The 20513-nt window shown below is 69.0% G+C and carries 16 protein-coding genes and 1 pseudogene; 4 read left to right on the top strand and 13 right to left on the bottom strand.

Going from position 1 to position 20513, the window contains the following annotated elements; translation table 11 throughout:
• Positions 1-9: 9 nt before the first annotated feature.
• The 5 genes from E9536_RS37410 to E9536_RS37390 all read right to left on the bottom strand — a co-directional run bounded on the left by E9536_RS37410 (position 10) and on the right by E9536_RS37390 (position 4253).
• Positions 10-1098 (bottom strand): suppressor of fused domain protein, encoded by a 1089-nt coding sequence (locus E9536_RS37410; protein WP_136472652.1) that lies wholly within the window; start codon positions 1096-1098, stop codon positions 10-12.
• A 72-nt stretch (positions 1099-1170) separates the two neighbouring features.
• The gene (locus tag E9536_RS37405) at positions 1171-1896 is read right to left on the bottom strand and encodes a copper homeostasis protein CutC (RefSeq protein ID WP_021157415.1); all 726 of its coding nucleotides are present in this window, start codon (positions 1894-1896) and stop codon (positions 1171-1173) included.
• A gap of 120 nt (positions 1897-2016) precedes the next feature.
• Entirely contained in the window at positions 2017-2337 is a 321-nt protein-coding gene (locus tag E9536_RS37400; RefSeq protein ID WP_247873554.1) for a hypothetical protein, read from the bottom strand.
• Positions 2338-2417: 80 nt separating this feature from the next.
• Positions 2418-2804 (bottom strand): hypothetical protein, encoded by a 387-nt coding sequence (locus E9536_RS37395; RefSeq protein ID WP_027788988.1) that lies wholly within the window; start codon positions 2802-2804, stop codon positions 2418-2420.
• 162 nt (positions 2805-2966) lie between these two features.
• Positions 2967-4253 carry an EAL domain-containing protein gene (locus tag E9536_RS37390; protein WP_027788987.1) on the bottom strand — a complete coding sequence of 429 codons (1287 nt, stop codon included), beginning with the start codon at positions 4251-4253 and terminating at the stop codon, positions 2967-2969.
• 296 nt (positions 4254-4549) lie between these two features.
• Here E9536_RS37390 and E9536_RS37385 point away from each other — a divergent pair, with 296 nt between their 5' ends.
• Complete coding sequence (locus tag E9536_RS37385; RefSeq protein WP_027788986.1) at positions 4550-6217, top strand: Na+/H+ antiporter; 1668 nt, start codon at positions 4550-4552, stop codon at positions 6215-6217.
• A 93-nt stretch (positions 6218-6310) separates the two neighbouring features.
• On the opposite strand, the gene E9536_RS37380 is transcribed toward E9536_RS37385, so the two are convergent.
• On the bottom strand, positions 6311-9883 hold the full coding sequence (locus tag E9536_RS37380; RefSeq protein WP_136472650.1) for an indolepyruvate ferredoxin oxidoreductase family protein: 3573 nt from the start codon (positions 9881-9883) through the stop codon (positions 6311-6313).
• Positions 9884-11759: 1876 nt separating this feature from the next.
• Positions 11760-12317, bottom strand: a complete 558-nt coding sequence (locus E9536_RS37375) for a sugar O-acetyltransferase (RefSeq protein ID WP_060171966.1) — start codon at positions 12315-12317, stop codon at positions 11760-11762.
• A gap of 362 nt (positions 12318-12679) precedes the next feature.
• Here E9536_RS37375 and E9536_RS37370 point away from each other — a divergent pair, with 362 nt between their 5' ends.
• Positions 12680-13294, top strand: a complete 615-nt coding sequence (locus tag E9536_RS37370) for a glutathione S-transferase (protein ID WP_060082766.1) — start codon at positions 12680-12682, stop codon at positions 13292-13294.
• A gap of 43 nt (positions 13295-13337) precedes the next feature.
• Here E9536_RS37370 and E9536_RS37365 read toward each other — a convergent pair whose 3' ends face one another.
• Together E9536_RS37365 and E9536_RS37360 are read right to left on the bottom strand one after the other, a co-directional pair.
• Positions 13338-14300, bottom strand: coding sequence for an ion channel (locus E9536_RS37365; protein ID WP_027788982.1), 963 nt, complete (start codon positions 14298-14300; stop codon positions 13338-13340).
• Between the two features lie 178 nt (positions 14301-14478).
• Positions 14479-15498 carry a sulfate ABC transporter substrate-binding protein gene (locus tag E9536_RS37360; protein WP_048026803.1) on the bottom strand — a complete coding sequence of 340 codons (1020 nt, stop codon included), beginning with the start codon at positions 15496-15498 and terminating at the stop codon, positions 14479-14481.
• Positions 15499-15949: 451 nt separating this feature from the next.
• On the opposite strand from E9536_RS37360, the gene dapA reads away from it, so the two are divergent.
• Complete coding sequence (dapA, locus tag E9536_RS37350; RefSeq protein ID WP_136472648.1) at positions 15950-16843, top strand: 4-hydroxy-tetrahydrodipicolinate synthase; 894 nt, start codon at positions 15950-15952, stop codon at positions 16841-16843.
• Between the two features lie 2 nt (positions 16844-16845).
• Here dapA and E9536_RS42295 read toward each other — a convergent pair.
• The 3 genes and pseudogenes from E9536_RS42295 to E9536_RS37335 all read right to left on the bottom strand — a co-directional run.
• Positions 16846-17022 (bottom strand): annotated as a pseudogene (locus tag E9536_RS42295) (PIN domain nuclease); the annotation flags it as partial.
• Entirely contained in the window at positions 17022-17231 is a 210-nt protein-coding gene (locus E9536_RS37340) for a hypothetical protein (RefSeq protein ID WP_060199409.1), read from the bottom strand. The gene E9536_RS37340 and the pseudogene E9536_RS42295, both read right to left, overlap by 1 nt.
• Positions 17232-17346: 115 nt before the next feature.
• Positions 17347-18399, bottom strand: coding sequence for a LysR substrate-binding domain-containing protein (locus tag E9536_RS37335; protein ID WP_136472646.1), 1053 nt, complete (start codon positions 18397-18399; stop codon positions 17347-17349).
• 106 nt (positions 18400-18505) lie between these two features.
• Here E9536_RS37335 and E9536_RS37330 point away from each other — a divergent pair, with 106 nt between their 5' ends.
• Positions 18506-19777, top strand: a complete 1272-nt coding sequence (locus tag E9536_RS37330) for an MFS transporter (protein ID WP_136472644.1) — start codon at positions 18506-18508, stop codon at positions 19775-19777.
• 54 nt (positions 19778-19831) lie between these two features.
• Here E9536_RS37330 and E9536_RS37325 read toward each other — a convergent pair whose 3' ends face one another.
• Positions 19832-20470 (bottom strand): glutathione S-transferase N-terminal domain-containing protein, encoded by a 639-nt coding sequence (locus E9536_RS37325; protein WP_136472642.1) that lies wholly within the window; start codon positions 20468-20470, stop codon positions 19832-19834.
• Positions 20471-20513: the final 43 nt, after the last annotated feature.

Raw genomic sequence — 20513 nt, 5'->3', positions numbered from 1 at the left:
GGCTTTTCTTCACCCGATCGTCTGCACCGCGTTGCCCTGCGCGTCGCGGATCACGGTCTTCTCGACCCGCCAGCGCACGCCGTCGAGCCCATCGACCGCATACTCGCCGGCGCGCGGCTGCAGCGTGCGCGCCAGCGCCTGCACCGTCGCGTCGGTAAGCCGCAGCGTCAGCGTGCCATCCTCGTCGGTCACGCCATTCGCGTCGTCGTGCACGAACCGCACCGCGCCATCGTGGCCGACCAGCCGAAATGGCCGGTCGAACGGCAACCGCAGCGGCAGCAGCGTGACAAGTTCGTCCACCTGCCGTGCGCCGACGATGATCTCGATCACGGGCGCACGCAAGAGCCGCTTGCGCGTTTCCCATCCGAGCACGTCGGTGAACAGGTACCCGCTCGACGAGCCGTCGCGCTGCGTACCGGCGTCGACCTGGGCGCGCACGTCCGCGCGCTCGAGCAGCGACGCGCGCCCGAGATCGGTCACCCAGAGCGGCATATGCGGCAGCAGCGTGTCGAGCAGCGCGCGCGTGCGCCAGCGCTTCGCGGCGCGCTCCTCGTCGAGCGTCAGTCCGACGACCTGCAGGAACGCCAGGCGTCCGTGCTGCGTATCGATCGCCGGCAGCTCCGGATCGAAGGCGAAACCCATCGAGCAAAGCTGCGTGCCGGTATCGAGCGCGATCGGGCCGTTGGCCGTCATCCAGTGACCGTCGTCGAACGCGTTGCCGCTCTCGAACACGTAGCGCGCGAGGTTCTGCAGGAAGCTGAACACCCAGCGCGGCGGCTCTGCGTCGGTGTCGCCGCATGCGACACGCATCGTCAACTCGAATCCGAAGCCGCTGACGGCCGGATCGTCGGACTCCTTCGCATACAGTTCGCTCAACCCGTACGTGACGAAATGCCAGTGCGGGACGGGCTCCGCGCGCTTCCACACGCTGATCCCGTCGAGCGGATCGGGGCCGCCGAGCCGCCACTTGACCAGCGTGCCGTAGTGCTTCGGCTCCTGGCCCGGATAGAGGCGTGCGAGCGTGCCGTCGATCGCGTCCCAGCCTGGCGCGGCGTCATCGTCCGCGCTGCCCCGCTCGTCGTGTGTTGCGTCGGTCATGTGGCCCTCTCTCGCGATTCATGTTCCGTTTCGTGGTGCCGGCGCACGCAGCAGCGGCCGCTACCGCGCGCCTCACACGTGCGACGCGGCCCCGTCGATGGTCGCACGCACCTTCGCGACGAGCAGTTCGTCGACCGGTGCCAGCACCTCGCCGCGCGGCCGCACGCCCGAGCCGAAATGCACCGCGCGCACGCCGGTCGCGCGCACGAAATCGCCAACCGCATCGACCGTGAGCCCCGAGCCGGCCAGCACCGTGCAGGTCGAGCCTGCTGTCTGCCGCACCAGCCGCGTGATCGTCGCGACCGCGTCGAGCACCGACGGATGGCCGCCCGACGTCAGCACCGACGTGACGGCCGGCACGCGCAGCAGCGCGTCGAACGCGGCGTTGAGATCGCGCGACACGTCGAACGCGCGGTGGAACGTCAGCGCGCGGCCGTCCGCCGCGGCCGCGATGCGGGCCAGCGCGCCCAGATCGACGTCGCCGCGCGCGTCGAGCGCGCCGAACACGACGCCGTTCGCACCGGCCGCGACGGCCGCGCGCACGTCGCGCTCGATCACGCGCAGGTCGTCGGCGTCGTAGACGAACGACCGGCTGTGCGGCCGCACGATCACGTTGACGGGAATCGGCACGGCGGCCACGACGGCTTCGATCAGGCCGACGCTCGGCGTCAGCCCGCCTTCGGTGATCGCGGTCACGAGTTCGAGGCGGTCGGCACCCGCGCGAGCGGCGGCCTTCGCGTCGCCGACGGTCGTGGCGATCACTTCGAGGAGGATGGAAGAAGCGGCGTTTCGGCTCATGGGCGGCCCGCGAATCGTCAGGACAATTCGCGCATCCTAGCCGAGCCGCGCGACGGGCGCCAGCGTGACGGGCGCCCCGCCGTCAGCGGCGCCCCGTCAGTTCCGTCGCGAGTCGCACCGTCAGCCGCGCCGCGCGAGCCACACGCCGACGAGCGCGGACAGGCCGGTCACCACGGCGCCGGGCGCGAACCGGAACATCCGCGCGTTCACGTCGACGCCCTGCTGCTGCATCACGTCGACGATCCCCGGCGCCAGCAGGAGCGTCACCCAGCCGATCATCCCGAACGCGGTGGTCGCGGACGCGACGAGCAGTGCGATGCCCGCGCCGCGCGCGCGCGGCCGGAACACGCCGGCGAACGCGCCCACGGCCAGGAACACGGCCGACAGCACGAACAACACGGCGACGAACACGAGCATCGCGCGCGTATGGCCGAGCTTCATGAACGCCATCATCTACGCGGTGATCACGCACATGCCCGCGATCGCGAACAGCACGATCGCGAGCGCGTTGCGCACGACGCTCATGCGCTCGCCTGGCGGAAATACGCGGTCGCGGGGCGCCGGAACAGCAGGTAGACGAACAGGGCGAACAGCAGGAAGCCGGGGATCAGCACCGCGAACATCGACGCCGGCATGTTGACGAACGAGAACGCGAAACCGAACACGGCCGTCACGATATAGGCCTTGCGCGACCATTCGCGGCCCTTGAGGATCGCGATGCCGATCACGACATTCACGGCTTCGATGAGCACGCTGATGCCGAGCGTCGCCCAGACGGGCAGCAGGTAGTGCGACAGCAGCGCCTGGGTGGTCGGCATGCCGATCGTGAATGGCGTATAGATGCACGTGATCGCGTTGGTCACGATGATGATCCACGCGAGAATGGTCAGCGAAATCGGTCTTTTCATTGTGTTTTCCTTGTTATTCGCCGCCATGGTGGCCCCCGGGACGGCGCGCCCGCGGTCACGATGGCCGCGGTCGCGCCATTGTCGGGGAAGCGCGGGGCGAGCGCAACGGGCCGCCCGCGCCGGCCCGGATCGCCCTGCTCGCCGCCTGCGGTGCGCGCGTCGCTAGCCGGCGTCCGCTTCGTCGTCGGCCCAGTCGATATCGCCGCACAGCACGCGCTGCGTATCGCCGACGCGCACGGCCACCGACAGCGTCACGCACGGCTGCGCCTCGTTGATCGACAGGTACGGCCGCGTGACCTGCACCCGCCCCGGCTCGGCGATTGCCGAGCGGAAATACGGCCGGCGCAGCCAGTTCGCGCCCTGTGCGTCCGCCAGCGGCGAAAAGCGTGCCTCGGCGAGCGCGCGGTCGGCGCGCAGCACGACGTTGCGGCCCGACTGGCGGCCGTGCGCGTCGAGCAGGAAGCAGCGCGCGGCCGCGTCGAGCGCGAGGAAGTTCCAGCACACCTCGTCGAGCGGCTCGCCGGCCGCGAGGCGCTCGGCCGCGCGTTCGAACGCGCGCAGGTACGGCGCGAGCCGCTGCGCATCGCGCCGCTCGCGCGCCTCGGTCTGCTGGCGAAAACGCTCGGTCAGCTCGCCGATGCAGCCCGTCGCGGCCGCGCTGTCGGGCAGCCCCGGCGCCGGCCGGCCGAAGTAGTAGCCCTGCACGAAATCGGCCTCGCACGACAGCGCGATCTGCGCCTCGTGCTCGGTCTCGATCCCCTCGACGAGCACCAGCTTGCCGGCCTCGTGCAGCAGCGTCACGAGCCCGTGCAGGATCGCGGTGAGCCCGGTGCGGTGCGCCGCGTGCGACAGCATGATCCGGTCGAGCTTCACGATGTCCGGGTTCAGTTGCCAGATCCGCTCGAGATTCGAGTGGCCCGCGCCGAAATCGTCGAGCGCGATCAGGAAACCGTGCGTGCGGAATTCGCGCACGGCCTCGGCCAGCCGCTCGACGTCCTCCGCGCGCTGCTCGAGCACTTCGAGCACGATGCGGCGCGGCGGCATGCCGAGCCGCTTCAGGTTCGCGAGCAGCGCGGCCGCCTGGAACGGGTCGGTGAGCACCCCCGGATGCACGTTGAGGAACAGCCACTCGCGCTCGGCGCCGAGCAGCGCGAAGTTCTCGAGATGCAGCGCCTGCGCGAGCCGGTCGAGCTGCAGCAGTTCGCCCTGGCGCGCGGCTTCGCCGAACACGTCGAGCGGTGACACCGCGCGGTCGAGCGCATCGTGCGCGCGCAGCAGCGCCTCGTAGCCCACCGCACGCTGGTGCGACAGGCTGAAAATCGGCTGGAACACGGTCGTGAGCGTCAGGTCGCGGTGCTGCGTCGCCAGACGTTCGAGGCCGGAACTCACCTCCCGCTCGAACCGGTACGGCGATGCAGCGGCCGGACGCTCCTGTTGCACGATCGTCATGCCTTCCTCCTGGTAATGCCTTCGAACGCGGCGCCCGGCAAGGCGAACGGCGCGTGCAATGTCATGGTTGGACCCTCGGTTGCCCGGTCGAAGCCGGACGGTTGACCAGCATCAAGCAAGCTCCGTGCAAGGCGCGTAGAACCCATGCGCCGCGCGGGCTCACCGGGCCGCCGCACCACCGTGGCACACGCGCGACGCACCAGTTTCGTGCGCACGCACCGGCCGCTCGAACGCACCCGTCACGCTGTCACGCTACACTCCGTACGATCGTTTCATTCCCCGTATTCGCCGTATCGATGGAAATCGTCTTCACCGTCCTGATCCTGCTGCTGACCGTCGCGCTGTCCGGCGCCGTCACGCGCATCCTGCCGTTCCAACTGCCGTTGCCGCTGATGCAGATCGCCTTCGGCGCGATGCTCGCGTGGCCGAAGCTGAACCTGCACGTCACGTTCGATCCCGAAATCTTCATGCTGCTGTTCATTCCGCCGCTGCTGTTCGCGGACGGCTGGCGGATTCCGAAGCGCGAGCTGTACCTGCAGCGCCGCGCGATCCTGATGCTCGCATTCGGGCTCGTGTTCATGACGGTACTCGCAGTGGGCTACTTCGCGCACTGGCTGATACCCGAGTTGCCGCTGCCGATCGCGTTCGCGCTCGCGGCCGTGCTGTCGCCCACCGACGCGGTCGCGCTGTCGGGCATCGCAGGAAAGGGCCGGATTCCGCCGCAGCTGATGCACATCCTCGAAGGCGAAGCGCTGATGAACGACGCGTCGGGCCTCGTCGCGCTGAAATTCGCGATCGCGGCCGCGCTGACGGGCATGTTCTCGCTGCGCGATGCGTCGGTCACGTTCGTGATCGTCGCGGCCGGCGGCCTTGCGACGGGCGCGATCGTGTCGTGGGCGTTCAGCGCACTGTCGACGCGCTTCCTGAACGCCGAGCAGGAAGGCGATCCGGCCCCCGGCATCGTGATGACGCTGCTCGTGCCGTTCGCGGCCTACCTGTTCGCCGAGCACCTCGAGCTGTCGGGCGTGCTGGCGGCCGTGTCGGCCGGGATGATGATGAATTACACGAGCTTCTCGCGCAAAAGCACCGTTGCATCGCGCGTGCGCGCCGAAAGCACGTGGGCGATGATCGAGTTCGTGTTCAACGGCATGGTGTTCATCATGCTCGGGCTGCAGCTGCCGCACATCATCGGCCGCACGCTCGTCGACGCGCACCACACGAGCGACGCGCTCGTCGGCCGGATGATCTTCAACGTCTGCGCGATGATGCTCGCGCTGTACGCGATCCGCTTCCTGTGGGTCTGGCTGCTGCGCTGGTTCGCGAGCCGTCGCGCCGCGCGCCAGGGCCTCGCCGGCACGATGGCCGGCACCCGCACGATCGCGGTGATGACGGTCGGCGGCGTGCGCGGCGCGGTCACGCTCGCCGGCGTGCTGTCGATTCCGGTCGCGCTGTCCGACGGCGTGCCGCTGCCGGGCCGCGACACCGCGGTCTTCATCGCGTCGGCGGTGATCCTCGGCTCGCTCGTCGTCGCGGTGATCGGCCTGCCGCTGCTGCTGCGCGGCGTGCGTTCGTCGCGCAGCCCGCTCGGCGACGAGGAACGCGCCGCGCGCGCGGCCGCCGCGCAGGCCGCGATCCGCGCGATCGACTCGTCGCACGACGCGATCTCGGCCGATCTCGACGAATCGGGCGCCGCGCGCTGCGCGGATATCTCCGCACGCGTGATGGACCAGTACCGCCGCCGCCTCGCGACGCTCGCCGAGGACGGCCCCACGCCGCGCGCCGAAGCGAAGCAGGCCGAAACGATGGAACTGCAGATGCGGATCGCGGCCGTGCGCGCGGAACGCACCGCGCTCTACCGGCTGCGCAGCGACAGCAAGATTTCCGACGAGACGCTGACGAAACTGCTGCGCGAGATCGACCTGTCGGAAACGGCGCTGTCGACGCGCAAGAAAGGCATTCTCTGACGGACGGCCGCCGCTGCCGGTGCGCAGCCGCCGCTCATGAAAAAAAACGGCGACGCACCAGCGTCGCCGTTTTCACATCCGCCCGAGCGCGCGTTACTTCGCGACCACGACCGGAATCCCCTTCAGCATGCCCGCGCCCTTCATCTCGTCGAGCGCATGCTGCACGGCCGCGCTCGTCGCCGCGTCGATGCCGAGCTGCAGTGCGAGCTCGCGCTCCGCGCGCTTCACGCCGGCCAGGTTGCGCACCTTCACGTGACCGAAGCCGCGCACGCGGGCATGCAGGTCGGCCAGTTGCGCGACCAGCGCCGCATTGCCGGCCGTCATCGCGGCGAGCGCCCGTGCGAGCGTCGTCTCGTAGTCGTCGGCGAGTGCGCGTTCCATCTTGCGCTCGACGGTGCGGCCGAACGGGTCGAGCCACGTGCCGCGCAGGCTGCGCACGCGCGCCAGCACGCCGAACACCGGCCACATCCACTGGCCGAACACGCGCTTCTTCGGCACGCTGCCGTCGCTGCCGGCCTTCGCGACCGTCGGCGGCGCGAGGTTGAACTTCACGCGATAGGCCTGCCCCGGCACGCCTTCGAACTGCGCTTCGAGCGCCGTGCGGAACGCGTCGTCCGTGTACAGCCGCGCGACCTCGTATTCGTCCTTCACCGCGAGCAGCCGGTAGAACGTCGTCGCGACCGCGCGCGTGAGCGCCTCGTCGCCCTTCGCACGCGCCGCGCTCACGAGCGCACGGTAGCGCTCGACATAGCGGGCGCCGCCGTACGCTTCGAGACGCGCCTCGCGATCGGCGATCAGCTCGGCGAGCGTCTCCGGCGCGGCATGCGCGGCCACCGTGTGGCGCGCGTTCCACAACGCCTCGAGGCCCGCCGCGTCGCCGGCCGCCATCCGGCCGATCGAGAACGCGAGCTTGTTCATCGGCACCGCGACGTTGTTCAGCTCGATCGCGCGCATCATCGCCGCGAGCGACACCGGCACGAGGCCGAGCTGCCATGCATAACCGAGCATCAGGATGTTCGCGCCGATCGAGTCGCCGAGGAACTTCGCGGCGAGCGCCTGCGCGTCGCAGCTCGACAGGTAGCCGTCGCCGGCCGCGTGACGCATCTTCTCGAGCAGCGCGTCCGCATGCAGGTTCGCGTCGGGGTTCTGCACGAACGATGCATTCGGGATCCGGTGCGTATTGACGACGATCCGCGAACGTTCGTGACGCACCGTCTGCAACGCCTCGGCGCTCGCGCCGACGACCATGTCGCACGCGAGCAGCACGTCGGCCTGCTGCGTGTCGATGCGCACCTGGTTCAGCCACCGGTCGCTCGACGCGATCCGCACGAACGACAGCACCGAGCCGCCCTTCTGCGCGAAGCCCATGAAGTCGAGCACCGACGCGCTCTTGCCTTCGAGGTGCGCGGCCATGCTGATCAGCGCGCCGACCGTCACGACGCCCGTGCCGCCCACGCCCGTCACGAGCATGTCGAACGGCGCCGCGTCGAGATGCGTCGCGGGCACCGGCAGCGCATCGACGCGCGCGGCGAGCGCGGCTTCGTCGAATGCGGCACCGGCGGCCTTCTTCAGCGCCGCGCCTTCGACCGTCACGAAGCTCGGGCAGAAGCCGTTCACGCACGAATAGTCCTTGTTGCACGACGACTGGTCGATGCGGCGCTTGCGGCCGAGCGGCGTTTCGAGCGGTTCGACCGACAGGCAGTTCGACTGCACGCCGCAGTCGCCGCAGCCTTCGCACACCGCGTCGTTGATGAACAGGCGCTTGTCCGGGTCGGGGAATTCGCCCTTCTTGCGGCGGCGGCGTTTCTCGGCCGCGCAGGTCTGGTCGTAGATCAGCACGGTGACGCCCGGCGTCTCGCGCAGCTCGCGCTGCACCGTGTCGAGTTCGCTGCGGTGATGGAACGTCGTGCCTTTCGGGAACAGCCCGTGGTGACCGTCGTACTTCTCCGGTTCGTCGGACACGACGACGAAGCGCGACACGCCTTCCGCCTCGACCTGCCGCGCGATCTGCGGCACCGAGATGCTGCCGTCGACCGGCTGGCCGCCCGTCATCGCGACCGCGTCGTTGTAGAGGATCTTGTACGTGATGTTCGCTTTCGCGGCGACCGCCTGGCGGATTGCGAGGATGCCCGAGTGGAAGTAGGTGCCGTCGCCGAGGTTCTGGAACACGTGCTTCGTGTTGGTGAACATCGCGTGCGCGGCCCAGTCGACGCCCTCGCCGCCCATCTGGATCAGCCCCGTCGTGTCGCGCTCCATCCACGACGCCATGAAGTGGCAGCCGATGCCGGCCTGCGCGATCGAGCCTTCCGGCACCTTCGTCGACGTGTTGTGCGGGCAGCCCGAGCAGAAGTACGGCGTGCGCTTCACGGCATCCGCCTCGTTCGACAGGATCTGCGGCGCGACGAGATCGACGACGCGCTCGCGGCGGTCGAGCGCCGGCTTGTGGCGCGCGAGCCATTCGGCGAACACGGGCAGGATGCGCGACGGGCGCAGCTCGCCAAGCTCGGACAGCAGGCAGGCGCCTTCGGCATCGTGCTTGCCGAGCACGCGCGGGCGCGCGCCCTCGGTGCGGTTGTACAGATAGTCCTTGATCTGCTGCTCGATGACCGGGCCCTTCTCCTCGATCACGAGCACTTCGGCGAGCCCGTCGACGAAGGTCTCGATGCGCGTCATCTCCAGCGGATACGACAGGCCGACCTTGTAGATCCGCACGCCGGCCGCGTCGAGGTCGGCCACCGTCAGGTCGAGGCGGCGCAGTGCTTCCATCAGGTCGAGGTGCGCCTTGCCGCAGGTCACGATGCCGACATTCGCCTGCGCGCTCGGCGCGATCCACTTGTCGATGCTGTGGGTGCGCGCGAAATGGCGCACCGCGTCGAGCTTCGCGGCAAGGCGCGCTTCGATCGTCAGGCTCGGCAGGTCCGGCCAGCGGTTGTGCAGGCCGCCCGCCGGCGGCGTGAAGCCTTCAGGCGCCGGCCAGTGCGTCTGCAGCGCGTCGAGGTCGACGGTCGAGCCCGACTCGACCGTTTCGGAGATCGCCTTGAAACCGACCCACGCGCCCGAGTAGCGCGACAGCGCCCAGCCGTACAGGCCGAATTCGAGCATGTCGGCGATGTTCGCCGGGTTCACGACCGGCATGTGCCACGCGATCATCGCGAAGTCGCTCTGGTGCGGCATCGACGACGACACGCAGCCGTGGTCGTCGCCCGCGACGACCAGCACGCCGCCATGCGGCGACGAACCGTACGCGTTGCCGTGCTTCAGCGCGTCGCCCGCGCGATCGACGCCCGGGCCCTTGCCGTACCACATCGCATACACGCCCTCGACCGTGCGCTCGGGATCGGCCTCGACGCGCTGCGTGCCGAGCACGGCCGTGCCGCCGAGTTCCTCGTTGATCGCGGGCAGGAAGCGCACGCCGCCGGCATCGAGCAGCTTCTTCGCCTTCCACAGCTGCTGGTCGACCATGCCGAGCGGCGAACCGCGATAGCCGCTGACGAAGCCGGCCGTGTTGAGCCCCTGTTCGGCGTCGACCGTGCGCTGCATCAGCAGCAGGCGGACCAGCGCCTGCGTGCCGGTCAGGAAGATCCGGCCGCGCGTCGCGGTCAGGTTGTCGGTCAGGCGGTAGTCGGACAAGGCGGGCGTGCCATCGACGGGCAAGCGGGCGGTCATGGGGGAAGTCTCCTGATTGTGCTGTTCTGGGCTGCGCGGCAGGCGTCGGACGACGCGTGGGGCACGGCAGCGAATGGCTCTATTTTTTCGCGCGCAGCCGAGAATGTTTTTTCTCATCTTGCTCGGACGGAGCTGTAGCGAGAAAAACTGCGCAGGTTTTTGACCGAATTTGAGATAGTTCTCGCGCGCGGCGGCCGGGCGAGATGGGCGACGTGTCGGGGCAGACGGGCTGTTTGCCGGGAACGCGCGGGATTGCCCGACGACGGCCCGGGTATGCGGCGGTTGACGCTCGCGCCCCGTGTGACAAGGGTTTCGGCGGGTGGAGGCGGTCACGCTCACCGTTGAAATGCACAGCGTTCCGATTGGGCGGCGGCGCGGGATGTCCACAATCCCGCTCTCGTGCTCACCATTCGATTGCACAGGGTTTCGAGTGGCGCAGGGGCCGGGATATCCACACCGTTCTCGGCATGCGGCACGCTCGAGTGCCGACGCTCACCGTTGAAATTCACAGCGCGGCGAGTGGGTTTCGGCGATGGATATCCACACCGGAAATGGCGCATGACGCCGATCCGGCGTTCACCCTCACCGATCGAATACACAGGGGCGCGACTGGGTTTGTCGGCCGGTGTCTCGCCCGGACAGGCAGGCCGGAACCCGCATGCGGCACAATCGCGGGCTCGCGCTCACCGTTGCAATACACAGGGCTTCGAGTGGCTGCCATGGCGGTTATCCACGTCCGATCCGGCAGAACCGCCCACCACGCGGGCACCCTCACCGTTGAAAACCACAGCGCTTCGAGTGATCCGGCGCGCGGGATATCCACATGGGCAAGAATCCGCCGGGCGACAGCGGGTGCGCCCCGGAAGGCGCCGCCGGCCGGCATTCCGCGCCGGAAGGGGCTCATCGGTCGGTCGAGCGCTGATGCTCACCGTCGCAGCGCTTCGAGTAATCGGGAACGCAGGATATCCACATGGACGAGAATCCGCCGAGCCATGGCGGAGGGCCTGGAAGCGCCACCGCGCCGGCGGCATTCCGTGCCAGAAGCGGCTCATCGGCCAGTCGAGCGCTGATGCTCACCGTCGAAATACACAGTGCCGCGAGTCGTTTCGGCTGCCGGATATCCACACGGGAGCCCGCGCTATCTTCGCTCACATGCTCGCGTGCGAGCCGGATGTGCACGACGCTTCAGGTGGTGTTGGCTTGGGCTTGAGCGGCCGAATGATCGCATGCTGGTGCGCTGACCGCCTATCGCGTGTCGATGCGCGCCTTTGCGGGCACGTCGAGTCGCTCGCGAACGCGGCGATGCGCGGCAAAATCGGCGCATTGCAGACCATTCCACCGCGCTCACCGTTAGAATGCACGGCCCTTCGGGTGGCAGCCGATGCCGGGATATCCACGTCGCGGCGCATCCGCGGTTCGGCCACGATGCGCGCGTTCGGCTAGAATGCGCGGCGCGCCGAACCTCGGCAAAAGTCAGGAAACCCCGCCGGGAAAGGCGCGCCGCGGGATCGGCGCCGACCCTCACCGTCGAATTCCACAGCATTTCGCCTCGTTCCGCGGGCGAGTTGTCCACAACCCGCTTCATGCACTTCGCATCATCCGGCGACCCTCACCTGTGAAATCCACAGGGCGCCGAGTCGTTTCGGCGTGAGGATATCCACATCCGATCGCACTGCGCGGCCTTCGTCGAAACATCGGCAGGCGCGGCCCGAGCCTCCACCGGCGGCTATCGGGCAGACACCGGAAAGCCCCGTCCGGACGGCCTCGACGGCACCCTCACCATTCAAATGCACAGCGTTTCGAGTCGCCTCGAGGGTCGGTTATCCACATCCGTCCGGCCAGACTGCTTCGAACGGGCACGCGCCCTCGTGCTGCGTCATTCGGCAATCGACCGGATGACCGCTGCCGGATTACCGCCAACCAGCACATTCGGCGCAACATCCCGCGTGACGACGGCCCCGGCCGCGACCACCGAGTTCTCGCCCACCGTCACACCGCCGACGATCGTCGCGCCGGCGCCGATCCATACGTTGCGTTCGATCACGATCGGCTTCGCGACGACGAAATCGCGCCGCCGCGAAGGTTCGACGGGATGGCCCGACGTGATGAGACTGACGTTCGGCCCGATCATCACGTCGTCGCCGATCGCGAGTCCGCCCAGGTCGTAGAACGTGCAGTTCTGGTTGACGAACACGTTGCGACCGAGCTTCATGCCGGTGCCGCCCGTCGCATGGAACGGCGGGATCAGCACGAAGCCGTCGTCCACCGGCGTGCCGATCAGTTCGCCGAACAATGCGCGGACTTCCGCGGCATCGTCGAATGTCAGGCGGTTGATCCGCGCGGCGATCGCCATCGCCCGCTTGATCTCGGCCACCATCGCCGCCGACTCCGGCGTTCTTCCCGGAATGATCGTGGTGCGATCGTCGTTTGCCATGCGTGAGTTGTCTCCCATGATTTCCCTGTTTCGTGTCGTATCGGCGAATGCGGCCGGATGCGAGTCTTGCCGTGCGCACGGGCACTGCGGGCGTCACGACGCCGGGCAAGTGACGCTGGCTTGCGCCGGAATTTTTCATCGTGTTTATAACTAGTATGAATATGACTAGTTATTAGCTTACTTCCTTGTCGCATCGAGCTTTGCCCGGTTTTCCACTCGAAACGCCACGCGTCCGGCCATCATTCGCAGATAGTCGCCGCTCGCCGGGCGCCCCTGGCCGGGCGCCCCTGTCCGAACCTCCGGCGCTCGGGTACGCTTGAGCATCCACCGGACCGACGGCTGCACCCAATCACGGAGGCACGATGAAGCTCTACTACTGGCCGAAGACCCGGGCATTCCGGGCGCTGTGGATGCTCGAAGAGCTCGGTGTGGTGTACGAACTCGTGCCGATCGACCTGCGCTCGCATGAACAGGGCAGCGACGCGTTCGTGCAGGTCAACCCGATGGCCAAGCTGCCCGCGCTCGACGACGGCAGCGTGCCGTTCGCCGAATCGGGCGCCGTGCTGCTCTATCTCGCCGACCGCTGCCCGGGTGCCGGGCTCGGCATCGCGCCCGACGATCCGCTGCGCGGCCGCTTTCTCCAATGGATGTTCTTCACGCCGACCTGCCTCGAACCGGCGATGGCCGAAAAATTCACCGGCGCGTCGGGCAATCCGGTCGCATTCGGCTGGGGCAACATCACGCGCGTGCAACGCGCACTCGCGCAAACGCTCGCCCATCATCCATGGCTCGTCGGCGACCGCTTCACCGCGGCCGACCTGCTGCTCGCCAGCACGCTGAAGATCGCGTTCGACGCGCATCTGCTGCCGCACGAAGGCGTGCTCGGCGACTACGTCGCGCGCGCCGAGGACCGCGACGCATTCCGCCGCGCGGTCGCGATCGAACAGCGCGAAGCGGCGCGCCTGCTGCATGCGTGACGCGTCGCGCGCGGGCGGTGCCGCCAGCCGCCCGCGGGCGTACCTACGCAGCCGGGCCCGGCGCCGCTGCGTCGGCATCGACCACCGCGCCCGGCGAGCCGCGCTCGTCGGTATCGGTGTCGACCGGCACGACTTCATGAAAATGCGTGTAGTCGATGTGCGTGATGCCGTCTTCGTCGTGCATCAGGTCGACATAGCGGTGACGCCAGCGGATTTCGCCATGCACCCACGTGTGACGCGCCTGCATCACCTGCGCGGTCGTCTCGTCCGAGCCTTCGATCGTGATCAGCAACGACGCGTCGCGCGCGGCGAGCGATTCGGGCGTCTCGCCGAACAGCGCGCTCGATTCGTCGATCACGTGCATCAGGTTCCAGCCGAGCAGGAAAATCGGGTGCTCGCTGCGCACGAGCGGCAGGTCGTGGATCTTGCGCAGCGTGTAGCCCTCGTGCGTGCCCTCGATCCGCATCAGCCGCAATTTCGCCTGCGCCTCGGCAATCACGTTCTGGCGCGCGTTCGCGGCGCGCACCATCAGCGTCATCCTGCCGTTCAGCGGCCGGACGATCGCGTAGCGCGCGAACAGGATCTTCGCCTGCGGTCGCGAAAACCGCGCGAACACGAGCCCCGTGGCCAGCGCGATGCCCGACATCCCGATGAAGATCTCGAATGTCGCGACCAGGTGCGCATAGACGGTTTGCGGATGCATGTCGCCGTAGCCGACGGTCGCGAGCGTCTCGACGCTGAAGAAGAACGCGCCGCCGAACCCGGCCGGTGACTGGTTCGCGATCGACGCGTGGCCGAGCAGGTAGAGCATTGCAAAGCCGCCGTTGAGTAGCAGGAACAGCACGGCGAGCGACAGGAAGAAAACGGGCCAGCTCACCGTCAGCGCGCGGTGATAGAGGTCGCGCCAGCCGAGCGGCGGCATCCCGTACGCAATGACCGGGCGTGTGCCCGACCAGATCTTGCGGCCACGGCCGCGGGAGGCTGGGGAGGACGAATCGACATTCATCGCGCGGCGCCGGAAGCAGGAAGGCGATGAGCGTAGCACGCGCGGCTGCGGCCGGGTATGCGTGCCGGTTCGGAATGAGCGTCCGCCGCGCCGCCGGCCGCCAGGCACAAAAAAGCCGGCCGCGGAAGCGGCCGGCTGCGTCGTCAGCGCGTGGACAGGCGCGCGGTGTGCGCGGCGCTCACTTCCGGTCGACGATCACCTGGTCGAACGTGCCGCCGTCCGCGAAATGCGTCTTCTGCGCGTTCGCCCAGCTGCCGAAAACCTGCTCGACGCTGAACGTCTTCAGCGGCTTGAACTCGGCAGCATGCTTCTTCAGCACGTTCGCGTCGCGCGGGCGCAGATGGTGCTGCGCGATGATCTCCTGCGCTTCCGGCGTGTACAGGTAGTCGAGATACGCCTGCGCGACCTTGCGCGTGCCCTTCTTGTCGACGACCTTGTCGACGACGGCGACGGGCGGCTCCGCGAGGATGCTCGCCGACGGATACACGGCGTCGAACTGCGCGCCCGACGCACCGGTGTCCATCAGCGCGACTTCGTTCTCGAACGTGACCAGCACGTCGCCGATGCCGCGCTGCGTGAACGTCGTCGTCGCACCCCGGCCGCCGGAGTCGAGCACCGGCACGTTGCGGAAGATCGCCTTCTCGAAGTCGATCGCCTGCTGGTCGGTCGCGCCCTTCTGCTTCTGGAAGCCCCATGCGGCGAGATACGCATAACGACCGTTGCCCGACGTCTTCGGGTTCGCGATGATCACCTGGACACCCGGCTTCGCGAGATCGCTCCAGTCCTTGATCGCCTTCGGGTTGCCCTTGCGCACCAGGAACACCATCGTGGTCGAGTACGGCGAGCTGTTGTCCGGGAAACGCGCACGCCAGTCCTTCGGCAGCAACTGGCCGCGCTCGGCGAGCAGGTCGATGTCGTTCGGCTGGTTCATCGTCACGACATCGGCCTGCAGCCCCTGCAGCACCGACAGCGCCTGCGCGCTCGACGCGCCGTGCGACTGCTTGATCGCGACCGTCTCGCCGGTCTTCTGCTTGTACGCGGCGGCAAAGCCCGTGTTGATGTCCTTGTACAGCTCGCGCGTCACGTCGTACGACACGTTCAGGATCGACGTGTCCGCGTGCGCGGCCGACGCCGCCACGACCAGCGCCGCCGCCGCGCCCGTGTGCAGCCAGCGGCCGATCCCCTTCATGCTTGCCATCGTGATATGCCCCGCTTCCAGTGGTGGTGAATGTGCGTGACGGCACGCGTACGCGCTGTCATCGAAACGTAAGCGGGCATTCTAGCGGCCGGGCGCTGCGCGCTTTCCAATCAGTCGTGGAAAGCAAATCTCGATTCCTGCTAAACAGCGGCGGACACTCGCGTGCGCAGCGAATCCGGTGTTAAGATCGCCGCTCAGCCCATTCACGGTTCCTCCATGTCCGCTGCCCTGCGCTCGCTTCCGATCCTCGCCGCCGTCGCGGCAGGTGCGCGCGCGGCCGGGCTGAAACTGAAAAAACGACTCCTCGACTGACGGGGACGTCGCGTCCCGTCAGGCGAATGCCGGACGGGATGCCCGCAGGTCGTTTCATTCTCCTTGCACGCATGCCTCGCTCCGGCCCTCCGCCGGCGGAACGGTTCCTTCCCACTCCGTTTCCACCATGAGGCTTTGCATGAACACACGTTTCGAAGGTATCTGGCTGCCGATCATCACGCCGTTCCACCACGGCGAAGTCGACCATGCCGCGCTCGCGCGACTCGCTCGCCACTATGCGGACGCGGGCATCGCGGGCTTCGTCGCGGGCGCGACGACGGGTGAAGGCGTGCTGCTCGACGCACGCGAACAGGACGCCGTGTTCGCGACGCTGCGCGACGCGGCGCCCGGACTGCCGATCGTCGTCGGGCTGACCGCGAGCGCGACGCATTTCGCGGCCGCGCGTGCGCGCGAACTCGCGGAGTTGCGGCCGGACGGGCTGCTCGTCACGCCGCCCGTGTACGTGCGGCCGACGCAGGACGGCATCCGCCGCCACGTCGAGGCGATCGTCGACGCCGCCGACCTGCCGGTGCTCGTCTACAACATCCCGTACCGCACCGGCGTGAACGTCGAACTGGACACGCTGCAGGCGCTTGCGCGCGACCCGCGCGTCGCGGGCCTCAAGGAATGCGGCGGCACGCTCGACCGGATGAGCCGGCTCGTGCACGACACGCCGCTCGCGATCCTGTCCGGCGACGACAACCAGAACTTCGCGGCGATGTGCGCCGGTGCGCACGGCGCGATCGCGAGCAGCGCGCACGTGCTGCCCGAATGGCATGTGCGCATCCATGCGCTGCTGCGCGACGGCCGGCTCGCCGATGCGCGGCGCCTGTCGGTCGCGCTGCAGCCGCTCGTCGCGGCGCTGTTCGCGGAGCCGAATCCGGCACCGGTGAAAGCCGTGCTGGCCGCGCAAGGTTGGTGCGAGGACGGGTTGCGGCTGCCGTTCGTGCCGGCGAGCGAAGAGTTGCGGGAGCGGCTGGCCGCGCTCTGCGCGGAACTGGACGAAACCGCACCGGACGCCGCAGCGGCATGACGCTTGCCGACGTCGATATCGAGCTTCCCCAAGCCGGCCTTGATGGCGGCCTCCCAGCTACTCGCGCTGCTGACGAAACGCTCGTCGGCGGCCGAAATCAGTCAGCACGCCCGTGCGCTGAGCTTGGGGTCATCGGTCACGATCCACAAAAAGACGTGCGTGTCGAGCAACAACCGCATCAGCGCCCTTCGAACGCATCCAGCAGGTAATCGGGCAGCGGCGCATCGAAATCGTCCGCGATCCGGGCTTGCCCTTGCAGGACACCGAACCGAACGGGCGGATTGGCAGACGCGAGTCGACCGGCTGACGCCCCGTCGCCGCGGATCGTGGTATCTGCCCGTTGGGCCGGATCGACCGCACCGGCACCGGGCGTATTCGCGTTTTGCATGACGACCTCCGTTTCAAGTGATCGTCACTGTAGTCAGGTTCACCCGATCGATCCATTCGGCCAATCGGCAGAGGGATTGCCGAACCGCAACCCGCGGCGGCAATCGAACGTTTCGTCACGCCGCCAGCGCCGCCACCGCCCCCTCCGTCGCATCCCGCACCGCCTGCGTCACGATCCACGCGAGCCGGTCGACGGTCGGCGTCGCCGACGACGTGCGCCGCAGCAGGATCAGCGGCAGGCTCGGCAACGCAGGCAATCCGAGCGAAGCCGCATCGAGCACGCGCACCGACGCGGGCAGTCCGTAATGCGAACGCACCGTCAGCCCGAGGCCGGCCGCCGCCGCGGCCCATAACCCGGCGAGACTCGGCGTCGTGAATGCAACGCGCCACGGCACGCCCGCGCGGTCGAGCGCATCGGTCGCGGCGCCGAAGAACCGGCACGGCCGGTCGAACACGACGAGCGGCAGCGCCTCGCCCGCGGCACGGCCGCCCGTTGAGGCGTGCGCGGCAGCCGCCCCGACTTCCGCCCCTTCGTCGGCCCCACCCGGCACGCCGAACCCGCCCGCCCCCGCCGCCCCGACCCACTGCATCGGCACCTGCGCGATCACCTCGCTGTCGATACCCGGCCGCGACAGTAGCGCAGCCGACACCGGATCGCCCCACACCAGCGCGAGATCGAGCTGGTTCGCGTCGAGCCGGTCGAGCAGGTCGGCATTGCGCGCCACGCGCGCCTCGATCCTCACCTTCGGATGCGCACGCGCGAACCGCCCGAGCACGTCGGGCAAAATCGCCTCGCCGAAATCCTCCTGCAACCCGACGCGCACCCAACCGTCGAGATTGACGCCGCGCACGGCCGCGGCCGCCTCGTCGTTCAGCTCGATCATCCGCCGCGCATAACGCAGCATCGCGTCGCCGGCATCGGTCAGCGCAAGCCCGCGCCCGGATTTCACGAACAACGGCGTGCCGGCCTGCTCCTCGAGCTTGCGGATCTGCGCGCTCACCGCCGACGACGAGCGCGCGACGCGGTCGGCCGCCTTCGCGAAACTGCCGAGATCCACGCCCGCGACGAGGCTGCGCAGCGCCGCCACGTCGAAGTTGGGCCGGGCCAGCGCGGCATCGGCCAGCGCGAGCGACTCGCCGCCGCCGCGTGGAATGTCTTGTCCGGGCATTTCAACCATCCTGTTTTATCGAACGATTCATCAAGAACTTTCCGATTTTCAGGATGAATGTAGGTCGCCAGACTGTGGATGTCAATTTCCAACCGGGCCTGCCGCCATGGATACCACCTGCATCGCCTCCCCCTCCTCGCCCGCCCGCGATGTACGCGGCCCGGCCCATCGCTGGCGCGTGCTGGCCGCCGGCGTGGCCGCGAACATGAGCTTTTCGGCCGCGGCGGCCGGCATCCCGACCACCGCCGTGTGGATGCGCACGGCCTACCACCTCGACAACGGCTCACTCGGCCTCGTGCTCGGCGCGCTCGGCTTCGGCGTCGCGCTGTCCGAGCTGCCGTGGGGGATCGCCGCCGACCGCTTCGGCGATCGCCGCGTGCTGCTGACCGGGCTCGTCGCGACGGCCGCGATGCTCGCGCTGATGGTGTGCACGATCGTCCCGAGCGCGCACGCGGTGCCGCCGCTGGCGCGCGTCGTCGTGGCGATGTGCTGCGTCGGCCTGCTCGGCGGCAGCGTGAACGGATCGAGCGGACGCGCGGTGATGCGCTGGTTCGGCGAGCGCGAACGCGGGCTCGCGATGAGCATCCGCCAGACGGCCGTGCCGCTCGGCGGCGGCGTCGGCGCGGCGCTGCTGCCGTCGCTCGCGTCGCATCTGGGCTTCGCGGCGGTATTCGGTGCGCTGATGCTGCTGTGCGCCGGGTCGGCCGTGCTGACCTGGCGCTGGCTGCACGAACCGCCCGCCGACCCGGCTGTCGCACACGGTGCCGCGCATCGACCGGCCGCTCGGCCGCAACCCGCGCGGCTCGCGCACGGCCCGCTCGCGAGCGCCCGCGTGTGGCGCATCGTGCTCGGCATCGGCCTGCTGTGCGCGCCGCAGTTCGCGGTGCTCACGTTCGCGACGGTGTTCCTGCACGACTTCGGCCGGCTCGGCCTCGCCGGCATCAGCGCGGCGATGGTCGTGTTGCAGCTCGGCGCGATGGTGATGCGCGTATGGAGCGGCCGCCATACCGACCGGCACGGCAACCGGCGCGCGTACCTGCGCGGCTCGGTGCTCGTCGCGGCCGGATCGTTCACGCTGCTTGCCGCCGCGACGGCCGGCAGCCCGCACGTGCCGCTCGCCGCGATCGTCGCGATTCTGGTGTTCGCGGGCGTGTGCGTATCGGCGTGGCATGGCGTCGCGTACACGGAGCTCGCGACGCTCGCAGGCGCGAACCACGCGGGCACTGCACTCGGGATGGCGAACACGGTCGTCTACCTCGGGCTGTTCGCGACGCCGCTCGCGATCCCGCCGCTGCTCGCCGTCAGTTCGTGGAGCGTGGTCTGGCTCGCGGCCGCGCTGGTTGCCGGCGCGACCTATCCGCTGTTCGCCACGCGCTAGCGGCCGCACGCGGCACGCGGGCACCGCGGCCCCGCCACGACGCCCGCATCCCGGTCAGGCCGCTTCGCGCGCCAGCGCGCGGCGCACGGCCGGCCGGTCGGCCTCGCGCTGCGCATGCGCGGTCCATGCGGGGTGCCGCGCCATGTCGAGCCCGATCGCGACACCCCAGCGATACAGCACGAACAGGAACGGATCGACGATCGAATGCGCGCCCGGCTCGGCCCACGTGCGGCCGTCGGCGAGCGCGGCTTCGATCGTCTCGTTCGCGGCTTCGATCACGCCGCGCCCGTGCGTGCTGACTGCCCCGTGCAGCGCGGGATCGCCGATGAAGCGGCCCGGCCGCCACAGCGCACCGTAGCCGACGCCATGCACCCAGCCGACCAGCCAGGCGAGCCATTCGTGGCATCGCGCCTCGCGCAGCGGATCGCCGAGCGGCAGCAGTTGCGCGTCCGGATAACGGCGCGCGAGATACGTGAGGATCGCGGGCGTTTCGGTCAGCACGCGCGGCTCGCCCGGAATCTCGAACACGGGCACGCGTGCCTTCGCGTTGATCGCGAGATAACGCGCTTCGAGGTTCTGCTGCTTCTGCACGGAGACGATCTCGACGTCGAACGGCGCGCCGGTTTCCTCCAGCGCGATGTGAGCGGCGAGCGAGCAGGCGCCCGGCGAAAGATAGAGACGATATGCGTTCATGGTGGCGTGGCCCGACGGGACTGTGGAAGACGGAACCGAGTGT

Source organism: Burkholderia sp. LS-044, assembly GCF_004803625.1.
Classification (GTDB): domain Bacteria; phylum Pseudomonadota; class Gammaproteobacteria; order Burkholderiales; family Burkholderiaceae; genus Burkholderia; species Burkholderia cepacia.
This window is presented reverse-complemented; position numbering and strand designations above follow the sequence as displayed.

Coding starts and splice junctions, on each gene's coding strand:
- E9536_RS37410 (WP_136472652.1), bottom strand. CDS start 1,098: ATGACCGACGCAACACACGACGAGCGGGGCAGCGCGGACGATGACGCC.
- E9536_RS37395 (WP_027788988.1), bottom strand. CDS start 2,804: ATGAAAAGACCGATTTCGCTGACCATTCTCGCGTGGATCATCATCGTG.
- E9536_RS37390 (WP_027788987.1), bottom strand. CDS start 4,253: ATGACGATCGTGCAACAGGAGCGTCCGGCCGCTGCATCGCCGTACCGG.
- E9536_RS37400 (WP_247873554.1), bottom strand. CDS start 2,337: ATGAAGCTCGGCCATACGCGCGCGATGCTCGTGTTCGTCGCCGTGTTG.
- E9536_RS37370 (WP_060082766.1), top strand. CDS start 12,680: ATGAAGCTCTACTACTGGCCGAAGACCCGGGCATTCCGGGCGCTGTGG.
- E9536_RS37380 (WP_136472650.1), bottom strand. CDS start 9,883: ATGACCGCCCGCTTGCCCGTCGATGGCACGCCCGCCTTGTCCGACTAC.
- E9536_RS37330 (WP_136472644.1), top strand. CDS start 18,506: ATGGATACCACCTGCATCGCCTCCCCCTCCTCGCCCGCCCGCGATGTA.
- E9536_RS37365 (WP_027788982.1), bottom strand. CDS start 14,300: ATGAATGTCGATTCGTCCTCCCCAGCCTCCCGCGGCCGTGGCCGCAAG.
- E9536_RS37405 (WP_021157415.1), bottom strand. CDS start 1,896: ATGAGCCGAAACGCCGCTTCTTCCATCCTCCTCGAAGTGATCGCCACG.
- E9536_RS37340 (WP_060199409.1), bottom strand. CDS start 17,231: ATGCAAAACGCGAATACGCCCGGTGCCGGTGCGGTCGATCCGGCCCAA.
- E9536_RS37325 (WP_136472642.1), bottom strand. CDS start 20,470: ATGAACGCATATCGTCTCTATCTTTCGCCGGGCGCCTGCTCGCTCGCC.
- E9536_RS37335 (WP_136472646.1), bottom strand. CDS start 18,399: ATGCCCGGACAAGACATTCCACGCGGCGGCGGCGAGTCGCTCGCGCTG.
- E9536_RS37385 (WP_027788986.1), top strand. CDS start 4,550: ATGGAAATCGTCTTCACCGTCCTGATCCTGCTGCTGACCGTCGCGCTG.
- dapA (WP_136472648.1), top strand. CDS start 15,950: ATGAACACACGTTTCGAAGGTATCTGGCTGCCGATCATCACGCCGTTC.
- E9536_RS37375 (WP_060171966.1), bottom strand. CDS start 12,317: ATGGCAAACGACGATCGCACCACGATCATTCCGGGAAGAACGCCGGAG.
- E9536_RS37360 (WP_048026803.1), bottom strand. CDS start 15,498: ATGGCAAGCATGAAGGGGATCGGCCGCTGGCTGCACACGGGCGCGGCG.